The 23,275-nt window shown below is 74.8% G+C and carries 23 protein-coding genes and 1 riboswitch; of the genes, 17 read left to right on the top strand and 6 right to left on the bottom strand.

Features of this window, described 5'->3' with window-relative positions; translation table 11 throughout:
* Window positions 1–38: 38 nt before the first annotated feature.
* The 3 genes from ACI79C_RS11560 to ACI79C_RS11570 all read left to right on the top strand — a co-directional run bounded on the left by ACI79C_RS11560 (window position 39) and on the right by ACI79C_RS11570 (window position 3,077).
* Entirely contained in the window at window positions 39–1,112 is a 1,074-nt protein-coding gene (locus ACI79C_RS11560; protein ID WP_456945802.1) for a FecCD family ABC transporter permease, read from the top strand.
* Between the two features lie 73 nt (window positions 1,113–1,185).
* Window positions 1,186–2,256 carry a FecCD family ABC transporter permease gene (locus ACI79C_RS11565; protein ID WP_456945803.1) on the top strand — a complete coding sequence of 357 codons (1,071 nt, stop codon included), beginning with the start codon at window positions 1,186–1,188 and terminating at the stop codon, window positions 2,254–2,256.
* Window positions 2,253–3,077 (top strand): ABC transporter ATP-binding protein, encoded by an 825-nt coding sequence (locus tag ACI79C_RS11570; RefSeq protein ID WP_456945804.1) that lies wholly within the window; start codon window positions 2,253–2,255, stop codon window positions 3,075–3,077. Before ACI79C_RS11565 ends, ACI79C_RS11570 begins: the two co-directional genes overlap by 4 nt.
* 76 nt (window positions 3,078–3,153) lie before the next feature.
* On the opposite strand, the gene ACI79C_RS11575 is transcribed toward ACI79C_RS11570, so the two are convergent.
* Window positions 3,154–4,086 carry a siderophore-interacting protein gene (locus ACI79C_RS11575; protein WP_456945805.1) on the bottom strand — a complete coding sequence of 311 codons (933 nt, stop codon included), beginning with the start codon at window positions 4,084–4,086 and terminating at the stop codon, window positions 3,154–3,156.
* A 114-nt stretch (window positions 4,087–4,200) separates the two neighbouring features.
* On the opposite strand from ACI79C_RS11575, the gene ACI79C_RS11580 reads away from it, so the two are divergent.
* Entirely contained in the window at window positions 4,201–5,199 is a 999-nt protein-coding gene (locus ACI79C_RS11580; RefSeq protein ID WP_456945806.1) for an ABC transporter substrate-binding protein, read from the top strand.
* Between the two features lie 51 nt (window positions 5,200–5,250).
* Here the strand turns inward: ACI79C_RS11580 and ACI79C_RS11585 are convergent, their stop codons facing one another.
* From ACI79C_RS11585 to ACI79C_RS11600, 4 genes are all read right to left on the bottom strand, one after another.
* Window positions 5,251–6,219, bottom strand: a complete 969-nt coding sequence (locus ACI79C_RS11585) for an EamA family transporter (protein WP_456945807.1) — start codon at window positions 6,217–6,219, stop codon at window positions 5,251–5,253.
* A gap of 37 nt (window positions 6,220–6,256) precedes the next feature.
* Complete coding sequence (locus ACI79C_RS11590) at window positions 6,257–6,787, bottom strand: hypothetical protein (protein WP_456945808.1); 531 nt, start codon at window positions 6,785–6,787, stop codon at window positions 6,257–6,259.
* Window positions 6,784–7,176 (bottom strand): VOC family protein, encoded by a 393-nt coding sequence (locus ACI79C_RS11595; RefSeq protein WP_456945898.1) that lies wholly within the window; start codon window positions 7,174–7,176, stop codon window positions 6,784–6,786. The genes ACI79C_RS11590 and ACI79C_RS11595 overlap by 4 nt, the downstream gene beginning before the upstream one ends.
* A 75-nt stretch (window positions 7,177–7,251) precedes the next feature.
* On the bottom strand, window positions 7,252–9,060 hold the full coding sequence (locus tag ACI79C_RS11600) for a BCCT family transporter (RefSeq protein WP_456945809.1): 1,809 nt from the start codon (window positions 9,058–9,060) through the stop codon (window positions 7,252–7,254).
* Window positions 9,061–9,290: 230 nt separating this feature from the next.
* On the opposite strand from ACI79C_RS11600, the gene ACI79C_RS11605 reads away from it, so the two are divergent.
* From ACI79C_RS11605 to ACI79C_RS11635, 7 genes are all read left to right on the top strand, one after another.
* Entirely contained in the window at window positions 9,291–9,665 is a 375-nt protein-coding gene (locus ACI79C_RS11605; protein WP_456945810.1) for a hypothetical protein, read from the top strand.
* An 81-nt stretch (window positions 9,666–9,746) separates the two neighbouring features.
* Complete coding sequence (locus ACI79C_RS11610) at window positions 9,747–10,547, top strand: thioesterase family protein (protein WP_456945811.1); 801 nt, start codon at window positions 9,747–9,749, stop codon at window positions 10,545–10,547.
* Between the two features lie 49 nt (window positions 10,548–10,596).
* Window positions 10,597–11,493, top strand: a complete 897-nt coding sequence (locus tag ACI79C_RS11615; RefSeq protein WP_456945812.1) for a mechanosensitive ion channel family protein — start codon at window positions 10,597–10,599, stop codon at window positions 11,491–11,493.
* Window positions 11,490–12,053 (top strand): hypothetical protein, encoded by a 564-nt coding sequence (locus ACI79C_RS11620; RefSeq protein ID WP_456945813.1) that lies wholly within the window; start codon window positions 11,490–11,492, stop codon window positions 12,051–12,053. Before ACI79C_RS11615 ends, ACI79C_RS11620 begins: the two co-directional genes overlap by 4 nt.
* 165 nt (window positions 12,054–12,218) lie before the next feature.
* Window positions 12,219–13,169, top strand: coding sequence for an ABC transporter substrate-binding protein (locus ACI79C_RS11625; protein ID WP_456945814.1), 951 nt, complete (start codon window positions 12,219–12,221; stop codon window positions 13,167–13,169).
* Between the two features lie 15 nt (window positions 13,170–13,184).
* Window positions 13,185–14,141 carry an amino acid ABC transporter permease gene (locus tag ACI79C_RS11630; RefSeq protein ID WP_456945815.1) on the top strand — a complete coding sequence of 319 codons (957 nt, stop codon included), beginning with the start codon at window positions 13,185–13,187 and terminating at the stop codon, window positions 14,139–14,141.
* Window positions 14,138–14,911, top strand: a complete 774-nt coding sequence (locus tag ACI79C_RS11635) for an amino acid ABC transporter ATP-binding protein (protein ID WP_456945816.1) — start codon at window positions 14,138–14,140, stop codon at window positions 14,909–14,911. The genes ACI79C_RS11630 and ACI79C_RS11635 overlap by 4 nt, the downstream gene beginning before the upstream one ends.
* 9 nt (window positions 14,912–14,920) lie before the next feature.
* Here the strand turns inward: ACI79C_RS11635 and ACI79C_RS11640 are convergent, their stop codons facing one another.
* Window positions 14,921–15,949: a zinc-dependent alcohol dehydrogenase family protein gene (locus ACI79C_RS11640; RefSeq protein ID WP_456945817.1), complete on the bottom strand. Its 1,029-nt coding sequence runs from the start codon at window positions 15,947–15,949 to the stop codon at window positions 14,921–14,923.
* A gap of 115 nt (window positions 15,950–16,064) precedes the next feature.
* Window positions 16,065–16,180, top strand: a riboswitch (SAM riboswitch).
* Between the two features lie 43 nt (window positions 16,181–16,223).
* On the opposite strand from ACI79C_RS11640, the gene ACI79C_RS11645 reads away from it, so the two are divergent.
* The 6 genes from ACI79C_RS11645 to ACI79C_RS11670 are packed head-to-tail and all read left to right on the top strand — an operon-like array spanning window position 16,224 to window position 23,275.
* Window positions 16,224–17,516, top strand: a complete 1,293-nt coding sequence (locus tag ACI79C_RS11645) for a bifunctional o-acetylhomoserine/o-acetylserine sulfhydrylase (protein ID WP_456945818.1) — start codon at window positions 16,224–16,226, stop codon at window positions 17,514–17,516.
* A gap of 1 nt (window position 17,517) precedes the next feature.
* Window positions 17,518–18,633 carry a homoserine O-acetyltransferase MetX gene (metX, locus tag ACI79C_RS11650; RefSeq protein WP_456945819.1) on the top strand — a complete coding sequence of 372 codons (1,116 nt, stop codon included), beginning with the start codon at window positions 17,518–17,520 and terminating at the stop codon, window positions 18,631–18,633.
* A 49-nt stretch (window positions 18,634–18,682) separates the two neighbouring features.
* The gene (locus ACI79C_RS11655; RefSeq protein WP_456945820.1) at window positions 18,683–19,654 is read left to right on the top strand and encodes a glycoside hydrolase family 26 protein; all 972 of its coding nucleotides are present in this window, start codon (window positions 18,683–18,685) and stop codon (window positions 19,652–19,654) included.
* A complete protein-coding gene (locus ACI79C_RS11660; RefSeq protein ID WP_456945821.1) occupies window positions 19,651–20,883 on the top strand; it encodes a PP2C family protein-serine/threonine phosphatase in 1,233 nt (410 codons plus the stop codon). Before ACI79C_RS11655 ends, ACI79C_RS11660 begins: the two co-directional genes overlap by 4 nt.
* A complete protein-coding gene (locus ACI79C_RS11665; RefSeq protein WP_456945822.1) occupies window positions 20,880–22,940 on the top strand; it encodes a glycosyltransferase family 2 protein in 2,061 nt (686 codons plus the stop codon). The genes ACI79C_RS11660 and ACI79C_RS11665 overlap by 4 nt, the downstream gene beginning before the upstream one ends.
* Window positions 22,937–23,275, top strand: a complete 339-nt coding sequence (locus ACI79C_RS11670; protein ID WP_456945823.1) for an STAS domain-containing protein — start codon at window positions 22,937–22,939, stop codon at window positions 23,273–23,275. Before ACI79C_RS11665 ends, ACI79C_RS11670 begins: the two co-directional genes overlap by 4 nt.

The raw sequence follows: 23,275 nt of genomic DNA on the forward strand, positions 1-23,275 counted from the left end.
CTCACCTATCCCCTGCCGTCCGCCTCCGGGAGCCGCTCGTGTCCTCGACGACCGACGCCGCTCCCCCGGCGCCCGGCGGACTTGCCCCTCCCCGCCGTCGTGGGCTGCTGCGCGGGCCGGGCGGCCGGTCGCTCGCCGTCCTCGTGCTGCTGGTCCTGGTCGTGCTGGCCGCCGCCCTGAGCATCGCCGTCGGCACCCGCTCGATCGGCCTGGCCACCGTGTGGGAGGCCCTCACCCACCCGGGGCTGGCCACCGAGGAGGCGGTGATCGTCCACGAGCTGCGGCTGCCACGCACCGCGCTCGGGCTGATGGTCGGCCTGGCCCTCGGCGTCGCGGGCGCCCTCACCCAGGGCCACACGCGCAACCCGCTCGGCGACCCGGGGCTGCTCGGCGTCACCGCGGGGGCCTCGCTCGGCGTCGTCCTGGCGATCTGGCTGCTGGGCATCACCACGCCGGCCGGCTACGTGTGGTTCGCCTTCGCCGGGGCGCTCGCCGGCACGGTCCTGGTCTTCGCCCTCGGCTCCGTCGGCCGCGGCGGCGCCACACCGGTCACCCTGGCGTTGGCCGGCGCCGCGCTCTCGGCGCTGCTGTACGCGCTGGTCCGGGCGATCCTGGTCAGCGACTCCGACAGCCTCGACAGCTTCCGGTTCTGGGTCGTCGGGGCGCTGGCCGGCCGTGGCGCGGACATCGCCTGGCAGGTCGCGCCGTTCCTCGCCGCCGGGCTGGTCCTCGCGCTGCTCAACGCCCCCGCGCTGGACCTGCTGGGGCTCGGGGAGGACGTCGCCCGCGGGCTCGGCCAGCGGATCTGGCTGGCCCGCCTGGTCGGCCTGGCCGCGGTGACCCTGCTCTGCGGGGCGGCCACCGCCGCCTGCGGGCCCATCGCCTTCGTCGGGCTGGTCGTCCCCCACGTGGTGCGCGCCTTCACCGGCCCGGCCCACCGCTGGCTCATCCCCTGCTCCGGCCTGCTCGGGGCCGCCTTCCTGCTGCTCGCCGACGTGCTCGGGCGGGTGGTGGCGCGACCGGGCGAGGTGCAGGTCGGCATCGTCCTCGCCCTGCTGGGCGCGCCGTTCTTCATCGCGCTCATCCGCCGCCGCCGGCTGGCCGGACCGTGACCGAGCTCGCGAGGTCCCGCACGGGCACGGCACGGCCCGGCTCGGGGACGGCGAGCGCCGGCGAGGAGACACCGTGACGGCGACCCTCGAGCGGCCCGGGCAGACCGTCGTCCGCCTGGGCCCGGTGTCCGGCCGCATCCGCTGGCGGCAGCTGGCCGTGCCCGCCGCGGCCGCGGGCGTCGTCGTCCTGTTCGGCGCGCTGAGCCTGGGTCGCGGCGACTTCCCCATCGGCGTCGTGGACGTGCTGCGCACCCTCGTCGGCCTGGGCGAGGAGCGGCAGGAGTTCATCGTCCTGCAGCTGCGGGCGCCCCGGATCGTCGTCGGCGCACTCGTCGGGATCGCGTTCGGGGTGGCCGGCGCGCTGTTCCAGACCTTCGCCCGCAACCCGCTGGCCTCGCCCGACGTCCTCGGCATCACCCAGGGCGCCTCGGTCGGGGCGGTGGCGGCGATCGTGCTCGGTGGCAGCGCCGGCGCGTCGGGGCTGCTCGGCGGGCTGGGGGTCCCGCTGGCCGCCCTGCTCGGCGCCCTGGCCACCGGCGTCCTGCTGTTCGTCCTGGCCTGGCGCCGCGGCGTCGACGGCTACCGCCTGGTCCTCGTCGGCATCGCACTGTGGGCCGTCGCCTCGGCGCTCACCGACTGGCTGCTCACCCGCGCGGAGATCTACGACGCGGCGGCCGCCTACGTCTGGATCACCGGCTCGCTCAACGCCCGCACCTGGGGCCAGGCCGTGCCGCTCGCCGTCGCCCTCGCCGTCCTGCTGCCACTGGCCCTGGCCACCAGCCGGGCGCTGGGTGTGCTGCAGTTCGGCGACGACACCGCCCGCGGCCTCGGGCTGCGGCTGGGCGCCACGCAGGCCGGGGTCGTCCTCGTCGCCGTGGCGCTCACCGCGGCCGCCGTCTCCGCCGCCGGCCCCATCTCCTACGTCGCGCTGGTCGTGCCGCAGATCGCCGTCCGGCTCACCGGGGACTCGCGCCCGCCGCTGCTCGCCTCGGGGCTGCTGGGCGCGGCCCTGGTCGTGGGGGCGGACCTGCTCACCCGCACCGTCCTGCCCGACGCCCTGCCCGTCGGCATCCTCACCGCCATCGTCGGCGCGCCCTACCTGCTCTGGCTCCTCGTCCGCGGAAGGCGGCGATCCACGCTGTGACCACCGTCGAGCACCCCCCGGCCACCGAGGCCGGACCGGTCCGTCTCGCCGCCGAGTCGGTCAGCCTCGCCTACGACGACCGGGTCGTCGTCCGCGACCTGGACCTGGAGCTCACCGACGGCTCGTTCACGGCGATCGTCGGCCCCAACGGCTGCGGCAAGTCCACCCTGCTGCGGGCCCTGGGCCGGCTGCTGCGGCCGGCCCGGGGCCAGGTCCTGCTCGACGGGCACGCCATCGCGAGGACCCCGACCCGCGAGGTCGCCAAGGTGCTCGGCCTGCTGCCCCAGACGCCCGTCGCACCCGAGGGGCTCACCGTGGCCGACCTGGTCGCCCGCGGCCGCCACCCGCACCAGTCGTGGCTCAGGCAGTGGTCGCGGGACGACGAGGCCGCCGTCGCCGAGGCCCTGGCCTGGACCGACATGAGCGACCTGGCCGACCGCCCGGTCGACGCCCTCTCCGGCGGTCAGCGCCAGCGCGCCTGGATCTCCATGGCGCTCGCGCAGGGCACCGACCTGCTGCTGCTCGACGAGCCCACCACGTACCTGGACCTCTCCCACCAGATCGACGTCCTGGAGCTGGTCGGCCGGCTGCACACCGAGCGGGGCCGCACGGTCGCGGTCGTGCTGCACGACCTCAACCTGGCGGCGCGGTACGCCCAGCGGCTGGTGGCCATGAAGGACGGCGTCCTCGTGGCCTCGGGCACGCCGGCGGAGGTGCTCACCGAGCAGCTGCTCGCCGACGTCTTCGACTTGGAGTCGCGGATCGTGCCCGACCCGGTGGCCGGGACGCCGATGGTGGTGCCGGTCCGCCGCCTGCGCTGAGGGCCCCTCCCAGCCGCCGGCCCCCTCCAGAGGCTCGCCGCGAGCGTGCGAGCGGTGAGGAGGACGGGGCCCTCCTTCAGCCCGCGACGCCCTGCCGCCAGTAGCCCATGAACGCCACCGCGTTGCGGGGGACACCCAGATCGCCGACCAGGTGGCGGCGCAGCTGCTTGACGACGCCCGCCTCCCCGGCGAGCCACGCGTAGCAGCTGCTGGCGGCGCCCCCCTCCGGGACCTCCCACAGCAGCTCGGAGTCGACGTCGACGTCCTCCAGGTCGGCCGCGGGCCGCCCGGAGGCCACGCCCAGCTCGCACAGGGCGGCGTGCACCGCCGGCACCAGCAGCGAGCCCCGGGCCGCGCCCTCACGCGGCAGCCAGCGCACGGTGCCCCCGGCGGGGAGGGCGAGGTTCATCGCGTCCCCGGCGGTCGGCACCTCCAGCAGCGCGGTCACCGACCGCGGACCGTCGCCGAGCGCCTCCAGGATCGCGCAGACCGCGGGGACGGCGGTCTCGTCGCCGGCCAGCAGCAGCGTGCGGGCCGTGGCGGGCGGCGCCCACTCCACGCCCCACATCCGGCCGCGGCCGGGCCGGTCGGGGCCCAGCAGGACCACGCGGTCCCCCGGGACGGCCGAGGCCGCCCAGCGGGCGGCCGGGCCGGCGTGCCCGTCCTCGATGCCGTGCAGGACGAGGTCGACGTCGACCTCGCCGCGGTCGGGCCGGGCGGCGCGCACCGTGTAGGTGCGGATGTGCGGCCGCTGCTCCTCCGGCATGGCGCAGTACTCGGGGTACCAGGCCGACCCGCAGTCCATGAGCCGGCGCAGGCCGGCCGGGTCCTGGGCGAGCACCAGCTTGATCCGCTGGTCGTCGCCGGCGACGCCGAAGCCGGTGAGGTCCGGGCCGGCGAGGGTCAGCCGCACGAAGCTGGGCCCGAGCCGCCGCACGGCGGCGACGGAGGCCTGGAAGAAGGCCCACCCCGGGGCGGTCACGACCTCCTGCTGCGCGGTCACCGTCACGGCCGGCCCTCCGATCTGCGGCGGGCCAGCCCCTTGCGGCACCCGACTAAGGCAAGGCTAACCTGAGCCCCCGTTCCGGGGGAACACCCCCGGTCCGACCTGCGAGGAGAACCGTTGCCCCGTACGCCGCGCCGCCTGATCGGCGCCTCCCTCACCCTGGCCGCGCTCCTCGCCGCCACCGGCTGCGCGGGCGAGGACCCCGCCGGCACCAGCGCCTCGGGGGAGGGCGGCTGGGAGTTCACCGACGACCTGGGCACCACCGTCGAGCTCGACGAGGCCCCGACCCGCGTCGCCGGGCTCAACGACGTCGTCTCCTCGCTGTGGAACTACGGCGTCGAGCCGGTCGCCTCCTGGGGGCAGACCTCCGCCGCGGAGGACGTCGCCTTCGAGGGCAAGGACCTCGGCGACCTGGCGATCGTCGGCACCAGCTACGGCCAGATCGACCTCGAGGCGCTGGCCGCCGCCGACCCCGACCTCGTCGTGACCTCGGTGTACCCGGTGGACTCCGCCGGCACCATCGACGAGACCCAGCCCCTGTACGGCTTCGAGTCCATCGAGCAGCAGGAGCAGGTCGCCGCGATCGCGCCGGTCGTGGCCATCACCTGGGGCGGGTCGGCGGCCGACGTCATCGACCGCACCCTCGAGCTGGCCGAGTCCCTCGGCGCCGACGACGCGCTGGTCAGCGCCGCGCGCGAGGACTACGAGGCGGCGTCCACCGCCCTGACCGAGGCCGCGGCGAGCGGCGTCACCGTGCTGCCGGTGTACGCCACCCCCAGCGACGGCTGGTGGATGGGCAAGGCCGCCGACGACCCCTCCCTGCACCTCTACCAGGATCTCGGCGTGCAGTTCGTCGACCCCGGCGGCGACGGCTACTTCTGGCACAGCGTGGGCTGGGAGGAGGTCCCGAACCACCCCAGCGACGTCATCCTGTACTCGCTGCGGCTGAGCATGGCGCCGGAGGAGTTCGCGGCCCAGCCGACCGCCGCGCTGCTGCCCGCCGTCCAGAACGGACAGCTCTACCCGTGGAAGTACCTCGGCATGGACCACGCCGCCCAGGCCGAGTACATGCAGGAGCTGGCCGGCTACCTCTCCGAGGCCCGCAAGCTCACCTGAGCGACGGGGCGGAGGGGAACTGCGCGGGTGACCGGCACAGGTCCCCTCCGCTCAGGACGGGACGACGGTCTCGGGGACCGGAGCCCGGGCAGGCGCCGGGGCCGGGGACGCGGCGCCCCGGGCGGTCTGCGCCAGCCCGATGCCCACCAGGACGACGAACCCGCCGAGCACCTGCCACCCCGAGAGCACCTGCTCGACCCACAGCCAGGCCACGACCGAGGCGAACACCGGCTCGACGGTCGCCACCAGCCCGGCCGTCGTCGGCGACAGGTGGCGCAGTGCGGCGACCGAGAGCCAGAACGGCACCATCGCCCCGAGGACGACGATCCAGACGACCAGCACCCACAGCGGGACCTCGAGCGCGCCGACCGACACCGGGACCGGCTCGGCCAGCACGCCGGCCTCGAACGACCACCACGGCGCCGCGACCGACCAGAACAGCGCCGCGGCCACGAAGCTCCAGCAGGTCAGCGCCACCGGGTCGCGCGTGGCCGTCCCCCGCTCGCCCATCAGGTAGTACGTCGCCAGGCACACCGCCGCGGTCAGCGCCGCCGCGACCCCCAACGGGTCCAGCCCGCCACCGCCCTGCCACACCTCCGCCACGAAGACCAGCCCGGACAGCGACAGCAGCAGGGCCAGCCACAGCCGGCCACGCACCCGCTCGCCGCGGACCAGCCAGACGTACAGGGCGATCAGCACCGGCGCGGTCATCTCGAACACGAGCGCGATGCCCACCGGCAGCCGGCCGATCGCCACGTAGTACAGGAACTGGGTGAGCGCGACGCCGACCACGCCGAACCCGGCGAGGAAGGGGACCTCGCGCCAGGAGACCCGCAGCCGCCGCGGGGCCACGACGGCCAGGACGGCGAGCAGGCCGAGGGCCGCACCGGCGCAGCGCAGCGCGGTCAGCCGGGTCGGCGGGATGCCCGCCTGCAGCGCGAGCGTGGACACCGTGCCGTTGACCGCGAACAACCCCGCGGCGGCGACGGTGGCGGCGTATCCGAGGGCAGGCCGGCGCACGGACGCCCAATGTAGTCCCCGTCGGGGCTCGTGCCCCCTACCGACCCCCGGCGGCGGCGCGCGTCGCCTCGAAGCGCTGCCGCACGCGGAACCCGCGGCCGCCCTCGTCCTCCTCCGCGCGCCAGCGGAAGGAGCCCGGGCCGACCTCGGAGAAGACCCAGCGCAGCCGCGTCCCGTCCCGCTCCCCCTCCAGGGCCAGCCCGTCGGCGGTCGGGCGGGCGGTGAACGGGATGACCCACCCGCGCGCCGGGCCGTGCCAGGTGGAGCGGTAGGCGCCCAGCGCCGCGTCCCAGAACCGCAGGCTCAGCCCCCACTCGCCGTCGGGCGCACCGGCGGCGCGGGATGCCCGGGACGGGCTGATCCAGACGTCGGCCAGCGCCCGCCCGTCGAGCGCCCAGCCGAAGTGCCACTCGCCGTCCCGGACGCTCTCGGTGCCGTCCGGGGCGATGTCGACGACCCGCAGGTCCCAGCTGCCGACCAGCGGGGCGAACACCCCGAGCCGGTCGGCGAGCTCCGGCCGGGGCCCGGCCGCCGTGAAGACCCCGGCCAGCGCCTCCGCGGGGCTCACTGCACGGACGCCGGGTCCATCCACACGACCTCCCAGACGTGACCGTCCGGGTCGGTGAAGCTGGCGCCGTACATGAACCCGTGGTCCTGGGCCGGCAGCCATGGCTTGCCGCCGGAGGCGAGGGCGCGCTCGACGAGCTGGTCGACCTCCTCGCGGCTGCCGGCCGACAGCGCGGCCAGCTGCGTGGTCGCCGCGGACGGGTCGCCGACCTCCCCCGCCACGAAGTCCGCGAAGCGGTCCCGGGCGAGCAGCATCACGACGATGTTCTCCTCGATCACGACCGAGGCGGTCTTCTCGTCGGAGAACTGCTCGTTGAAGGAGAACCCGAGGCCGCCGTAGAAGGCCTTCGCGGCGGCCAGGTCGCTCACGGGCAGGTTCACGAAGATCATCCGCACGGTGGTCTCCCGTCGTCCGGGGGGCCCGGCCGGCCCCGTCGCGAGTAGGACGGGGCCGGCCGGCGGAACTCATCGCCCGGTGCGCTCGGGTACCGGGGAGCCGACGTCGCGCACGCCGCGGTCGCCGTCCTCCGCCCGGTGCTCGACGGTCCGCACCGGGCTGTCCGGCACGCCGTCCCCGTCGAGGTCCGGCGCCGGCTCGACGACGAGCACGAAGTCCTCGCCGTGCCGGGTGATGCCCTCGACGACGGCCTGCTCGACCGCCTCGACCGCGACCGTGCGGCGCAGCACCAGCGGGTCGGAGCGCACGTCCTTGGCCAAGGACACCGCGAGCCCGACCATCACCAGGGCGAAGGGCAGCGCGGCGATGATGGTCAGGTTCTGCAGGCCGGTGAGCGCCTCGTCCCCGCCGACCAGCAGCATGATCGCGGCCACCGCCCCCATGACGACGCCCCAGAACACCACGATGGTCCGGCTCGGCTCGATCGTCCCCCTCTCGGAGAGCGACCCCATGACGATCGACGCGGCGTCGGCGCCGGACACGAAGAAGATCGCCACGAGCAGCATGACCAGCACGGTCATCACCGTGGCCAGGGGGAAGGTCTCCAGGACGCCGAACAGCTGGCCCTCCGCCGTGGTCTGCCCGGCGACGTCGGCCCCACCGCGCTGCGCGGCGATGCCGGCGCCGCCGAAGACGGCGAACCACAGCAGGCTGACCACGCTGGGCACCAGCAGCACCCCGGTGACGAACTGCCGGATGGTGCGGCCGCGGCTGATCCGGGCGATGAACAGCCCGACGAAGGGCGTCCAGCTGATCCACCAGGCCCAGTAGAAGACCGTCCAGCCGCGCAGCCAGGCGGCCGTGGCGTCCCCGCCGCTGGCCTCGGTCCGGGCGGCCATCTGCCCCAGGTCGGAGAAGTAGTTGCCGATCGTGGCCGGCAGCAGGTTGAGGATGAACACCGTCGGGCCGACGACGAACACGAACGCGGCCAGGACGAGGGCCAGCACCATGTTGGTGTTGGCCAGCCACTGGATGCCCTTGGCGATGCCGGAGACCGCCGACACGACGAAGGCGGCGGTGAGGACCGCGATGATCACCACCAGGGCGCCGTTGCCCACGCTCCCCGCCCAGCCGAGGATCTCCACGCCGCTGCCGATCTGCAGCGCGCCCAGGCCGAGCGAGGCCGCCGAGCCGAAGAGCGTGGCGAAGATGGCCAGCACGTCGATGACCTTCCCGGCCCACCCCTCGGTTCGGCGGGTGCCGAACAGCGGGGCGAAGGCCGCGCTGATCAGCTGCCGGCGCCCGCGACGGAACGTGCCGTAGGCGATGGCCAGCCCGACCACGGCGTAGATCGCCCAGGGGTGCAGCGACCAGTGGAACAGCGTGGTGGCCATGGCCGTCTGCGCGGCCTCGGGCGTCTCGGCGGCCACGGTCCGCGGCGGCGGGGAGACGTAGTGGCTCAGCGGTTCGCTGACGCCGAAGAACATCAGCCCGATCCCCATGCCGGCGCTGAACATCATCGCGACCCAGGAGACCGTGCGGAACTCCGGCGCCTCGTCGTCCCGGCCCAGCGGGATCCGGCCGTACTTCCCGGCCGCCAGCCACAGCACGAAGACGACGAAGGCCGACGCGAGCAGCACGAACAGCCAGCCGAGGTTGGTCTCCACCCACTCCAGGGCGGTGCCGCTGGCCGTGCCGAGCCCCTGCGGGCTCCAGAAGCCCCAGGCGACGAAGGCCAGGGCGAGGACGGCGGCGACGCCGAACACGAGGCGGTCCAGGGAGCCACCGCGGTCGGCGGCCAGCGGGGGCGGTGGGGCGACGGCCGGGTGGGTCCCGGTGTCGGCGGACTGGCGTGGTGGTGCGGGTGTTCTCGTCACGGTGTGCGCGGCGCCGGGTTCGGCGCTCCTCCTCTGGATCGACGACGGACGTGCCGCCGCCCCCCGAGGAGGCAGTCGGCAACCCCTCCACCGTCCGCACGCGGGTCGGTGGGTGCAAACTCGCCGTGATCTGAGCGACGCCGCCACAGGGCGGTCAGCGGCTGTGTGCCCCCTCCGCCGCCCGGGCACACCCCCGAGGTGCCGCTGATGGAGCCGGGGAGGACAGCACCGTGACCGAGACCCGGCCCCCGTGGTCGTCCCGACGCCGGAAACTGCTGGTCTGGCTGGGGGTGGGCGCCGTCCTCGGCGTCCTGGGCTCGCTCGTGCTGCCCGCCCAGTACGGGGTCACGGCACTGTTCCTCGGCGGGCTCTGCGGCTTCCTGCTCGTCGCGGCGATCGTGGTGTTCCTCACCATCCCCGGTCCGGACACGCTCGCGCAGCTGTTGCGCCTGCCACCCCTGGCCGGCGCGGTGTTCGTCGTCGCGGTCCTGCTGGCGCTCTCCAACCCCGCCGGCGACCTGCGCTGGCTGTGGATCGTCACCGCGGGCGCGGCCGCGGCGTGGGCGGCCTTCGCCGTCTGGGAGACCCGCCGCACCGGCAGCTGACGGCCGCGCGGGCGCCGGCGGGCGAGGCGCGGCCGGCCGCCCGGGCGCACCGCCGCCGGGGCCGGCGGCGACACTGCCCGCATGGACCTGCCGACGCCGGACCTGCCCGCAGCGCTGTACGAGCCCGTCGACGGCGGGTACCGGGCCACCGCCCTGACCATCGGCCCCTGGGACCCCGGCCTGCAGCACGCCGGCCCGCCCGCGGCGCTGCTGGCCCGCGAGGCCGAGCGGGCCGGCGGGATCGCCGGCGGCCAGACCGTGCGGCTGGCCTTCGACATCCTCGCCCCGGTCCCGGTGGGGCCGGTCGCGGTGAGCGCGCGGGTGCTGCGCCCGGGACGGCGGATCGAGCTGGTGGAGGCCGCGCTGACCGCCGGTGACCCGACCCGGCCGCTCATGCGCCTGACCGCCTGGCGGATGCGCGCCGGGGAGTCCGCCGCCACGCCCCAGCCCGCCCCCGCCATCCCGGGCCCGGAGGCGAGCCGCGCGGAGACCGCGGACTTCTTCGCCACCGACGTCGCCTACCACCGGGCCCTGGAGTGGCGGTTCGCCTCGGGCTCGTTCAACGCCCCCGGCCCTGCGGCGGCGTGGACCCGGCCGCTGTGCACGCTGGTCGACGGCGAGCCGATGACGCCGCTGCAGCACCTGCTGGTGATGACCGACGCGGCCAGCGGCGTCTCCGCCGTCCTGGACTGGACCCGGGCCACGTTCGCCAACGTCGACCTCACCGTCGCGCTGGTCCGCCCGCCGTCCGGCGACTGGCTGGGCCTGGACGCGGCCACGACGATCGGGCCGGCCGGCGCGGCGCAGTGCTTCGCCGACCTCTACGACACCACCGGCCCGATCGGCCGCTCCGCGCAGTCACTGTTCGTCGAGTCACGTTGAGCGGGGGCGGGTTGGCGCGGCCGCCCGCGCTTGGGGAGGCTGGAGCCTGATGGCACCACTCGACACACTGCTCACCTGGCTCGCCGGCCGCGGGCTGGAGATCGTCCTCATCGTCCTCGGCTCGGTGCTGATGGCCCGCTTCGTCGCCTGGGTCGGGGAGCGGATCACCTCCCAGATCGACGCCCGGGCCACCGGCGGCGACGCGCTGGTCCGCTCCGAGGCGGCCAAGCACCGGCACTCGCTGACCCAGGTGATCACCTGGACGCTGATCGTGCTGATCTACGCGATCGCGGTGTTCTTCGTCCTGGACCGCGCCGGCATCCCCATCGGCGGCCTCGTCGCCCCCGCGACCGTGCTCGGCGTCGGGCTGGGCTTCGGCGCCCAGCGGATCGTCGGGGACGTGCTGGCGGGCTTCTTCATCATCACCGAGCGGCAGTACGGCTTCGGGGACGTCGTCGCGATCCAGGTGGTCGGCGGCGGCGACGAGGCCACCGGGACCATCGAGGACGTCACCCTCCGCGTCACCCGGCTGCGCTCCCCCAACGGCGAGGTGATCACCCTGCCGAACGGGCAGATCGTCAAGGTCACGAACCTCTCGCGCGACTGGGCCCGCGCGGTCATCGACGTCCCGGTGCCGACGTCCATGGACGTCAACCGGGTCAACGAGATCCTCCGCGAGGTGGGCGCCGAGGCCTTCCGCGACCAGCGGATGCGCCCCCTGCTGCTCGACCCGCCCAGCGTCATGGGCGTGGAGACCCTCGACCTCGAGCAGGTCAACGTCCGGATGGTCGCCCGCACGCTGCCCGGCAAGCAGTTCGAGGTCGGCCGCGACCTGCGCGCCCGCATCGTGCTGGCGTTCCACCGCGAGGGCATGAACCTGCCCGCACCGACCGCGAGCGCACCGTCGGGCGAGCTCTCCGGCGCCGGTGGGGACGGTGTCCGATGACCCCGCGGCACAGCGACGGCCAGGAGGGCACCCGCCAGATGCCCACGCTGAGCACGGGGCAGGCGCCCGCGGTGAGCACGGCACCGCCCCCGGGGCTCCGGCAGCGGTGGTGGTCGGCGGTGCCCCACCACCTCGGCCGGGCGCGCACCTCGACCGCCGTCCTCGCCGTCCTGTTCCTCGCGATCGGCACGCTGTACCTCTACGTGCGGCCCGAGACGACCGCCTCGACCTCCGTCGACCCGGCCGGCGGCACCAGCGTGCCGGCACCGGAGGAGTCCCGGCCCACCGAGACCACCGAGACCACGGTGCCGACGGAGACCTCCGAGCCGACGGAGACCAGCGAGCCCACTCCCGAGCCGGACACCCCGACCACGACCCCGTCCCGGACCCCCTCGGCACCGGCCACGACGTCGCAGCAGGCGCCGCGGCAGCAGCAGGAGGAGGAGCCCGAGCCGACGACCGAGGAGGACGAGCCGACGACGGCCCCGGACGAACCGGAGACCACGGAGGCGCCCGCCCCGACGGGCCGCCCGGTCCCGACCGCCACCACCGGGCCGTGACCGGGCCCACGCACCGTCCTCCGCAAGGGGCCTCGCCGCGCCACGCCCGCGCCGAGCAGGGCAGGATCAGCACCCCGCACCTCGAACACCCCGCACCTCGAACAGCCCCGCACCTCGATCAGCCCGCACCTCGAACACCCAGGTGCCCGTGGAGGGAGACACCCCGTGGCCATCCGACACCTGTCCCGGCGCGGACGGGCGGCAGTCGCTGCCGCCGCCGGCCTCACGCTCGTCCTCGCCGGGTGCGGGGACGACTCCGGCGGTGACGCCGGGAGCGGCGGAGGCGGCGGGAGCGGGGACGCGGCGGCGACCAGCGAGCCCCTGCCCAGCGTCGAGGCCGACCAGGCGCTGGCCGACCGGGTGCCCCCGGCGGTCGCGGAGGACGGCGTGATCACCGTGGGCAGCGACACGAGCTACGCACCCAACGAGTTCATCGCCGAGGACGGCGAGACGATCATCGGCTTCGACGTCGACCTGTTCACCCTCGTCGCGCAGAAGCTGGGCCTGGAGGCGCAGTTCGAGACCGCCCCCTTCGACTCGATCATCGCCGGGGTGGGTTCGGGCCGCTACGAGGCGGGCGTCTCGTCGTTCACGATCAACCCCGAGCGGCTGCAGCAGGCCAACATGGTCAGCTACTACGAGGCCGGCACCCAGTGGGCGACCAAGGCCGGCAACCCCGAGGGGGTCGACCCGGACAACGCCTGCGGGCTGACCATCGCCGTCCAGAAGGCCACCGTGCAGGTCGAGGACCTCACCGCCCGGTCGGACGCCTGCGAGGCCGCCGGCGAGGAGCCGATCACGATCAACCAGTACGACCTGCAGAGCGACGCCACCGCGGCGATCGTCTCCGGCGCCGCGGTCGCCGGCCTCGCCGACTCCCCGATCATGGCCTACGCCGTGCAGCAGACCAACGGCCAGCTCGAACTGCTCGGCGACATCTACGACGCCGCCCCCTACGGCTACGTGGTGGCCCAGGACCAGGCCGACTTCGCCCAGGCGGTCGCCGACGCCGTCCAGGCGCTCATCGACGACGGCACCTACACCGAGGTGCTCTCGCGGTGGGGCGTCGAGGACGGCGCCATCGACGACCCGACGGTGAACCCCACCGTCGGCTGACCCGGAGCCCCCGTCATGGCCGCCGACACGACGGCCCGGCCGGCACCGCCCGAGCAGATCCGGGCGGTGCCGGTCCGGCACCCCGGCCGCTGGATCGCCACCGCCGTCATCGCGGTGCTGGCGGCGATGTTCGTCCACATGCTGGTCACCAACCCGGTGTTCCAGTGGGGCTTCATGTTCGACAACATGTTCAGCCCGCCGGTGCTCCGCGGGGCCCGGACGACGCTGGTCATGACCGTGCTGGCGATGCTGCTGGGCGTCGTGCTGGGCATCGTCCTGGCGGTCATGCGGCTCTCGCCGAACCCGGTCGTGTCCGGCGCGGCCTGGACCTACATCTGGATCTTCCGCGCCATCCCGCGGATCGTGCTGCTGTTCTTCGTCGCCAACCTCGGCGCCCTCTACGCGACCTACGAGTTCGGTTTCCCCTTCGACCGGCAGCTGATGGACCTGTTCGGCTTCGACGCGGACCTGCGGCTGTTCGGCCTGGACGGCAACCAGATCTTCACCGGCTTCGTGGCCGGCCTGATCGGGCTGGCGCTGTCCGAGGGCGCCTACATGGCCGAGATCGTGCGGGCCGGCATCCAGTCGGTCGACCCCGGCCAGGCCGAGGCGGCCAGCGCGCTGGGCATGAGCCGGAGCACGACCCTGCGCCGGATCGTGCTGCCGCAGGCGATGCGGGTGATCATCCCGCCGACCGGCAACGAGACGATCGCCATGCTCAAGGACACCTCCCTGCTCATCGCCGTCCCGGTGAGCGCGGAGCTGAACTTCCAGCTGCGGGCCATCGGCAGCCGCACCTTCCAGATCATCCCGATGGCCGTCGCCTCGATCCTCTGGTACGTGGCCCTGGCCAGCCTGCTCATGGTCGGCCAGTACTTCCTGGAGCGGCGGTTCAGCCGGGGCGTCGGCTCGCGGGAGACCCGGGCACAGCGCGCCGCCCGCCGGGCGGCCGACGTGGGGAGCTCGAAGTGACCGGCGACGGGCAGGCCATGGTCCGGGCCGAGGGGGTGCACAAGTCCTTCGGCTCCGTCGAGGTGCTCCGGGGCATCGACCTCGAGGTCGCCCCGGGCGAGGTGGTCTGCGTCATCGGCCCGTCCGGCTCGGGCAAGTCGACGTTCCTGCGCTGCATCAACCACCTGGAGAAGATCGACGCCGGACGGCTGTGGGTCGACGGTCAGCTCGTGGGCTACCGCGAGCGCGGCGGCAAGCTGCACGAGCTCCGGGACAGGGAGGTCGCCGCGCAGCGCCGGGACATCGGCATGGTGTTCCAGCGGTTCAACCTCTTCCCGCACATGACGGCGCTGGAGAACGTCGTCGAGGCGCCGACGCGGGTGAAGGGCGTGCGCAAGGAGACGGCGCGGCAGCGGGGCATCGAGCTGCTGGAGCGGGTCGGGCTCGGCGAGCGGGTGCACAACTACCCGAACCAGCTCTCCGGCGGGCAGCAGCAGCGGGTGGCGATCGCCCGGGCGCTGGCGATGGAGCCCAAGCTCATGCTCTTCGACGAGCCGACGTCCGCGCTGGACCCGGAGCTGGTGGGGGAGGTCCTCGACGTCATGCGCGGCCTGGCCGAGTCGGGGATGACGATGGTCGTCGTCACCCACGAGATGGGCTTCGCGCGCGAGGTCGGCGACACGCTGGTCTTCATGGACGAGGGCGTGGTGCTGGAGGCCGGCGACCCCCGGCGGGTGCTCACCGACCCGCGGCACCCGCGCTGCCAGGCGTTCCTGTCCAAGGTGCTCTGAGCCACGGCCTCACCACGACGTCACCACCGCGACGCCGGGGGTGCGGCCGACCTCGGCCAGCGCCGCCCCGGCGTCGTCGAGGGTCAGCTCCCGGGTGACCAGCCGCTGCGGGGCCAGCCGCCCGGCCGCGATGAGGCCCAGCAGCCCGGGGTAGGCGTGCGCGGCCATGCCGTGGCTGCCCAGAACCTGCAGCTCCAGGGCGATCACCCGCTCCATCGGCACCGCGGGCCTCCCCTGGGCCGGTGGCAGCAGCCCGACCTGCACGTGCCGGCCCCGCGGGCGCAGGCAGCGGACCGAGTTCTCGCAGGTGACCGCGGCGCCGAGCGCGTCGAGGGAGACGTGCGCCCCGCCGCCGGTCAGCTCCGCGACCGCCGCCACGACGTCCCCTCCGCCGTCCACCGCGGACTCCGCGCCCAGCTGGAGCGCGAGCTCCAGGGCTCCCGCGGAGACGTCGACGGCGACCACGCGGGCACCCGCGGCGGCGGCGACCTGGACCGCGGAGAGCCCCACGCCGCCGCAGCCGTGCACGGCCACCCACTCGCCGGGGCGCACCGCGCCGACCTGCACGACCGCCCGGAAGGCCGTGGCGTACCGGCAGCCCAGGCTCGCCGCGGTCGCCTCGTCGAGCGCGTCGGGCAGTCCCACCAGGTTGACGTCGGCGGCGTCCAGCGCGACGTGCTCGGCCAGCGAGCCCCAGGAGGTGGAGCCGGGCTGGGTCTGGCGCGGGCAGACCTGGTGGTCCCCGGCGGCGCACTGGGCGCACCGGCCGCAGGCGTTGACGAAGGGCACGGTGACCCGGTCCCCCACCCGCCACCGGCGGACGCCGGCACCGACCGCGGCCACCGTGCCGGCCAGCTCGTGCCCGGGCACGTGCGGCAGGACGACGTCGGGGTCGTGGCCCTGCCAGGCGTGCCAGTCGCTGCGGCAGATCCCGCTGGCACCGACCCGGACGACGACGCCGTCCGGGGCTGGGTCGGGATCGGGCACCTCCCGCACGGTCAGCGGGCCGCCGAAGGTGTCGAAGACGAGTGCGCGCACGGCGCCAGCCTGCCGGACCGCCGCGGGACCGCCCTGGTGGCCGGGGGCCGGCCGGGCGCTCGCACAGGTGGGGGGCGTCTCCCCCGCCGACGCGACCTGCCTAGGATCACGCCTGGCTCACGAGAGGCAGTGCAAAGCACCTGGCTGGCTGCCCGGCAACCTCGACTCCGTCCGAGGTGCTCCAGGGGAAGAGCCGGCCGGACGGCGCCCGCCGTCCGGCAAGGACGGAGGTCCCCGTGCGCCGCGGGGTCTCCCGACGAGAGGAGACCGGCGCATGACCGACCCGCAGAGCTGGAGCTTCGAGACCCGGCAGATCCACGCCGGTACGAGCCCGGACCCGACGACCGGCGCCCGCGCCCTGCCGATCTACGCGACGACGAGCTACCAGTTCCGCGACGCCCAGCACGCCGCCGACCTGTTCGCGCTGGCCGAGATGGGCAACATCTACACCCGGATCATGAACCCGACGCAGGACGCGCTGGAGCAGCGCGTCGCCTCGCTGGAGGGCGGCGTCGCGGCGCTGGCCGTCTCCAGCGGGCAGGCCGCCGAGACCCTCGCGATCCTCAACATCGCCGAGGCCGGCAGCCACGTCGTCGCCTCCGCCTCCCTGTACGGCGGCACGTACAACCTGCTGCACCACTCGCTGCCGAAGCTCGGGGTCAGCGTCTCCTTCGTCGAGGACCCCGACGACCCGGAGAACTGGCAGTCGCTGGTGCAGGAGAACACCAAGGCCTTCTACGCCGAGTCGATCGGCAACCCGAAGGGCGACGTGCTCGACACCAGCGCGGTGGCGGAGGTGGCCCACCGCAACGGCGTCCCGCTGATCGTCGACAACACCATCGCCACGCCCTACCTGATCCGGCCGATCGAGTTCGGCGCCGACGTCGTCGTCCACTCGGCGACCAAGTACCTGGGCGGTCACGGCACCGCGATCGCCGGCCTGATCGTCGACTCGGGCAACTTCGACTGGCGGAACGGGAAGTTCCCCGGCTTCACCGAGCCCGACCCCACCTACCACGGCGTCGTCTACGCCGACCTGGGCGCCCCGGCCTACGCGCTCAAGGCGCGCGTGCAGCTGCTGCGCGACCTCGGCCCGGCCATCTCCCCGTTCAACGCCTTCCTGGTGGTCCAGGGCATCGAGACCCTGTCGCTGCGCATGGAGCGGCACGTGGCCAACGCCCAGCGGGTCGCGGAGTTCCTCGAGGGCCACGACGCGGTCGACCGGGTGAACTACCCCGGGCTGCCGTCGTCCCCCTGGCACGCGGCGCAGCAGAAGTACGCACCGCGTGGCGCCGGCGCCGTCCTCACCTTCGAGCTGCGCGGCGGGGTGGAGGCCGGCAAGCGCTTCGTCGACGCGCTGGAGCTGCACAGCCACGTGGCCAACATCGGCGACGTCCGCAGCCTGGTGATCCACCCGGCGTCGACGACGCACTCCCAGCTGACCCCCGAGGAGCAGCTGACCACCGGCGTCACCCCCGGACTGGTGCGGCTGGCCGTCGGCCTCGAGGGGATCGACGACATCCTCGCCGACCTGGAGGCCGGCTTCCGCGCGGCCAAGGAGGCCTGAGGTGGGCGGGGCCCGGGTCGCGTCCTGGGCCCCGCTCCGCCCCGGGGGCTGGCGGGAGGGGGACCCGGTCGGCGACCGGCTCTTCCTCTCCCTGCCCGGGCCGTTCCTGCTGGAACACGGCGGGCAGCTGCCGGCGGTGCGGGTCGCCTACGAGACCTGGGGGACGCTCGCGCCCGACGGCGGCAACGCCGTCCTGGTGGAGCACGCGCTCACCGGCGACAGCCACGTCGCCGGCCCCGCCGGGCCCGGCCACCCGACGCCGGGGTGGTGGGACGGGCTGGTCGGGCCCGGGGCGCCGCTGGACACCGACCGGTTCTTCGTCGTCTGCGCCAACGTGCTCGGCGGCTGCCAGGGGACGACGGGACCCTCGTCCCCCGCGCCGGACGGCGCCCCCCACGGCTCCCGCTTCCCGGCCGTCACCGTGCACGACCAGGTGCGGGTGGAGGCGGCGCTCGCCGACTCCCTGGGCATCGACCGCTGGGCGGCGGTGCTCGGCGGCTCGATGGGCGGGATGCGGGCGCTGGAGTGGGCCGTGGCGCTGCCCGAGCGGGTGGACGCGCTGTTCTTCCTCGCCTCGGCCGCCGCGGTGAGCGCCGACCAGCTGGGCACGCAGACCACCCAGCAGGCGGCGATCCTCGCCGACCCGGCCTGGGCCGGCGGGGACTACCTGCCCGGTCCCGGCCCCGTGGCGGGGCTGGGGGTGGCCCGCCGGATCGCCCACCTCACCTACCGCAGCCCCGGGGAGCTCGACGAGCGGTTCGGCACGGTCGTCCAGGACGACGGCCGCTACGCCGTCGCCTCCTACCTCGACCACCACGCGACCAAGCTGGCCCGCCGGTTCGACCCGGGCAGCTACGTGGTGCTGACCGAGGCCATGAACTCCTGGGACGTCGGCCGGGGACGCGGCGGGATCGCGGCCGCGCTGTCGCGGGTGACCGCACGCGCTGTCGTCGCCGGCGTCGACAGCGACCGGCTCTACCCACTGGGGCAGCAGGAGGAGGTGGCCGAGGGGCTGGGCGTGCCGCTGCGGGTCCTCTCCTCGCCGTACGGGCACGACGGGTTCCTCATCGAGATCGACGCCGTCGGCGCGCTCGTGCGGGAACTCCTGCGGACCTGATCACCCGACAGTGCGCGACCGATCGGACCGGCGCTCGTTGCGCCAGGTCGTGGGGACCCGCATCCGACCCTGGTGGGGGCTCCTCGTCGGGGCCACGGTCGGGGCCACGGTCGGCGCCGCCGTGCTGACCGCCGCGACGGGCGACGCACCCGAGCGCACCGAGCCCCTCGCCTTCGGGGTCACCACACCCGGCGGGGCGCGGGCGACCGGCGAGCTGGACGCGGTCGAGGCCGCCACCGGGGAACGACCCTCCCTGGTCGTGGTCTACGTCGACTTCACCGCTGCACCCCCGGTCGGCGACCTGGACGCCATCGCCGCACGAGGGGCCACTCCCGTCGTCACCTGGGAGCCGTGGGACGCCGACGATCCCGGGAACCGGGTCTTCTCGATGGCCGACATCGCAGCGGGTGCCCATGACGCGTACCTCCGGCAGTGGGCCGACGCGCTGCGCGACTGGGGACGCCCGGTGCTGCTGCGCTTCGCCCACGAACAGAACGGGGACTGGTACCCGTGGGCGGTCGGGGTGGGTGGCACCACCGCGGCCGACCACATCGCAGCGTTCCGTCACGTCACGGAGGTGTTCGAGGCCCGTCGGGCGGGAAACGTGCAGTTCGTGTGGAACCCGAACGTCTCTTTTGCGGGGTCGTCGCCACTGTCCGTGACCTGGCCGGGGGCTCGCTACGTCGACCAGGTGGCTCTGGACGGCTACAACTGGGGGACGAGCAGACCCGGCCACGCCTGGCAGGAGCCCGAGGAGCTCTTCGCCGACAGCGTCGAGGAACTGCGTGGCCTCGCACCGGGGGTCCCCATCACCATCGCGGAGGTGGCCTCGGCCGAAGAGGGCGGGGACAAGGCCGCCTGGATCCGCGACCTGGTCGCCTGGCTCGACGAGCAGCCCGACGTCGCGGCGTTCGTGTGGTTCGACCACGCCAAGGAGGCCGACTGGCGGATCGCCAGCAGCCCGGCCGGCGCGGACGCCATGCGGAGCGCCCTCGCCGGACGCCGGCTGGCGGGCCGGTGACCGCCGCGCCGACCCGCTCCGACGCCCGGGCGGCCCAGCCGACCGATCCCGCGGAGGCCCGGCGCCTGCGGGCGCTGGAGCGGCTGCAGCTGCTCGGGACCGGCCCCGAGGAGCGCTTCGACCGCATCACCCGGCTGGCGCAGCGGGTCTTCGACGTCCCCATCGCGACCATCACGCTCATCGACGAGCACTCGCTGTGGTTCAAGTCCGCGCAGGGGTTCCCCGGCGGGCGCGCGGACCGACAGGCGTCCTTCTGCGACCGCACGATGGCCCTCGGGAGGGTGCACGTCGTCCCCGACGCCGCCCTCGACCCGCGGTTCGCCGGCAGTCCGGCGGTCGTCGGTCCGCCGCACGTGCGCTTCTACGCCGGGCAGCCGCTGACCGGACCCGGCGGGCTCACCGTGGGCACCCTCTGCCTGTTCGACGTCCGCCCCCGGGCCTTCACCGACGAGCAGGTCGCCGCTCTCGAGGAGCTGGCGGGGTGGACCGAGTTCGAGCTCGCCCGCTCGGTCGAGATGGACCGCGCCCGGGAGGTCCAGCGGGCACTGCTGCCGGCCCGGCCGCCGGACGTCCCGGGCTACGCGGTGGCCGGCTCCTGCCAGCCCGCCTCCGCCGTCGGCGGTGACCTCTTCGACCACGACGTGGTCGACGGCGACCTCGTCCTGACCGTCGCCGACGTCATGGGCAAGGGCGCCGGCGCCGCCATCCTCATGGCGAGCGTCCGGGCGGTGCTGCGTTCGGTCGTGTGCGAGGCCGCACCGCCGGGCGGCCACCGCTCGGAGGGCGAGCTCCTCACCGCGGCGAACCGGGTGCTGCTCCCCGACCTGACCCGCACGGGTTCCTTCGTCACGGCCTTCCACGCCCGTCTCGACGCCGCGAGCGGGCGGGTCCGGTACGGCGACGCCGGCCACGGGATGACCCTGCTGCGGCGCGCGGGTGGCGGTGTCGTGCGCCTGGCCGGTGCCGACCTCCCCCTCGGCATCGACGCCGAACAGGAGTGGGCTGAGCACGAGGTGGTGCTGGAGCCGGGTGACAGCCTCCTGTGCTTCAGCGACGGGCTCCTCGACGTCCTCGGCGGCACCCACGAGGCCCTCGGCGAGGTGGGCCGACTGCTCGAGGACCACCCCGAACCGGACGACCTGTTGCGGGCCGTCCGGGCGCTGGCGTCGGCGGCCGCGCCCCTGGACGACGTGACGGCGGTGGCCGTGCGACGGCAGGCGGCGCCGTGAGCCGCCACCGCCGGACGGCCTGGACCGGGCCGGGTGCCAGCTCGGTCCGCCCGCTGGCCGACCGCGAGGTCGCCGCCGCGCTGTCCCCCCGCGTGCCGCTGACCCCGCGGCTGTTCGGCCTCCGGGTGCTGGTCCTGCTCACCGCGGTCCTCGGCGTGGACTACGTGGTGTGGCGGTGGCTGGAGAGCGTCAACTGGTCGGCCTGGTGGATCGCCGTGCCCCTGGTCCTCGCGGAGACCTACAGCCTCGTCGACTCGCTGCTCTTCGGCCTCACCATGTGGCGGCTGCGCCGGCGGCGCGAGCCTCCGCCGCCGCCCGACGGCGCGACCGTCGACGTCTTCATCACCACCTACAACGAACCCCTCGACCTGGTGATGGCCACGGCGGAGGCGGCGCAGCGGATCCGCCACCCGCACCGGACGTGGATCCTCGACGACGGCGCCCGCCCCGAGCTGCGTGAGCGGGCCGAGGCCGCCGGCATCGGGGTCATCACCCGCTCGGCGGAGTGGGCGGGCCGCCAGCGGCACGCCAAGGCGGGGAACCTGAACAACGCCCTGATGAGCACCGACGGCGAGTTCATCCTGGTCCTCGACGCCGACCAGGTCCCCGACCCGGCGATCCTCGACCGCACCCTCGGCTACTTCCGCGACCCGCAGACGGCCCTCGTGCAGACGCCGCAGGTGTTCGTCAACGTGCCCGACGACGACCCGTTCGGCAGCCAGGCGCCGCTGTTCTACGGCCCGATCCAGCAGGGCAAGGACGGCTGGAACGCCGCCTTCTTCTGCGGCTCGAACGCGGTCCTCCGCCGCGAGGCGCTCATGCAGCTGGGCGTCTCCCGGTACGTGACCGAGGTGGAGGTGGCTGTCGCCCGCACGCTCCGGACCGCGGACCGGGTGCTCGCCCGGGCCCGCAGGCGCCTCGACCCGACGCAGGTCGCCGCGCGCGCGGCCCTCGACGCGGTCGCCGAGGCCGTGGCCCAGGCCCGCGCGGAGCTGCGCGCCGGCGCGGCCCTGGCCGATGTGACGTACGGGTTCCAGAAGCGCGTCGACGAGGCCGGCCGCCGCCTGGTCGACGCGGACGTCACCGCGCTGGAGACCGACCTCGCCGAGATCGCCGCCCTCTCCGCGGAGCTGGACGCGGAGGAGGGCGGCCCGGCCGAGCTGGACCGGGCGGCGCTGAGCCGGCTGGCGCACCGGGACTGGTCACCACTCGGTGCCGTCGAGACGGTGCGCACGCTGGTGCGGGCCATCGACGTGGACCGGGACGACGAGGCCCAGCCGCTCATGCCGATGGCGACCATCTCGGTGACCGAGGACATGGCGACCTGCATGCGGCTGCACGCGCTGGGCTGGCGCACCGTCTACCACCACGAGACGCTGGCCCTGGGACTGGCGCCGGAGGACCTCGGCACCATGCTCACCCAGCGGCTGCGGTGGGCCCAGGGCACGGTCCAGGTGATGCTGCGGGAGAACCCGCTGGTGCAGCGCGGCCTCACCGTGGCCCAGCGGCTCATGTACTGGGCCACGATGTGGAGCTACCTGTCCGGCTTCGCGGCCGTGGTCTACTTCGCCGCCCCGGTCGTCTACCTGGTCAGCGGGGTCCTGCCGGTGCAGGCCCTGTCGGCCGACTTCTTCCTCCGCCTTCTGCCGTTCCTGGCGGTCAACCAGCTGCTCTTCTACCTGATCGGCCGGGGCAAGCGGAGCTGGCGCGGGCAGCAGTACTCCCTCGCGCTGTTCCCGGTGTGGATCCGCTCGGTGACCACGGCCGTCGGCAACGTGGTCCTCGGCCGGAGCCTGGGCTTCGCGGTGACGCCGAAGGAGCGGCAGTCGGTCGCCCGGCGCCCGTGGCACCTCGTCCGGCCGCAGCTGGCCGTCATGGGGCTGCTGTCGGCCGCCGCGGTCGTGGGGACCGTCCGGATGGCCACCGGTGCCGCGTCGGGGCTGGGCACGGCCGTCAACCTGGTGTGGGTCGCCTTCGACCTCGCCGTCCTCAGTGTGATCATCAAGGCCGTCCGCCACCGCGGACCCGAGGAGCGACCCGCGGAGGCGGCCGCATGACCGAGTTCGAGACCGAGACCACCGACAGCGGCATCGGCGTGGTGCGGCCCGTGGGCCGGCTCAACATGGTGGCTGCGCCCCGGCTGCGGTCGCTGGTGGGCGAGCTCGTTGCCGGGGGGACGCCGCGGATCGTCGTGGACCTCTCCCGGACCGAGTCGATGGACTCGTCGGGGCTGGGAGCGCTGATCGCGGGACTCAAGACCGCCCGTCAGGCCGGTGGCGACCTGCGCATCGCCGCGGCCGGCGAGCAGGTCGAGGCCGTGCTGGAGCTGACCAACCTCCGGAAGGTGCTGCGGCCCCGCCCGGACGTCGCCAGCGCCTTCGCCGGCGACTGA

It is taken from the genome of Geodermatophilus sp. SYSU D00697 (assembly GCF_054050175.1).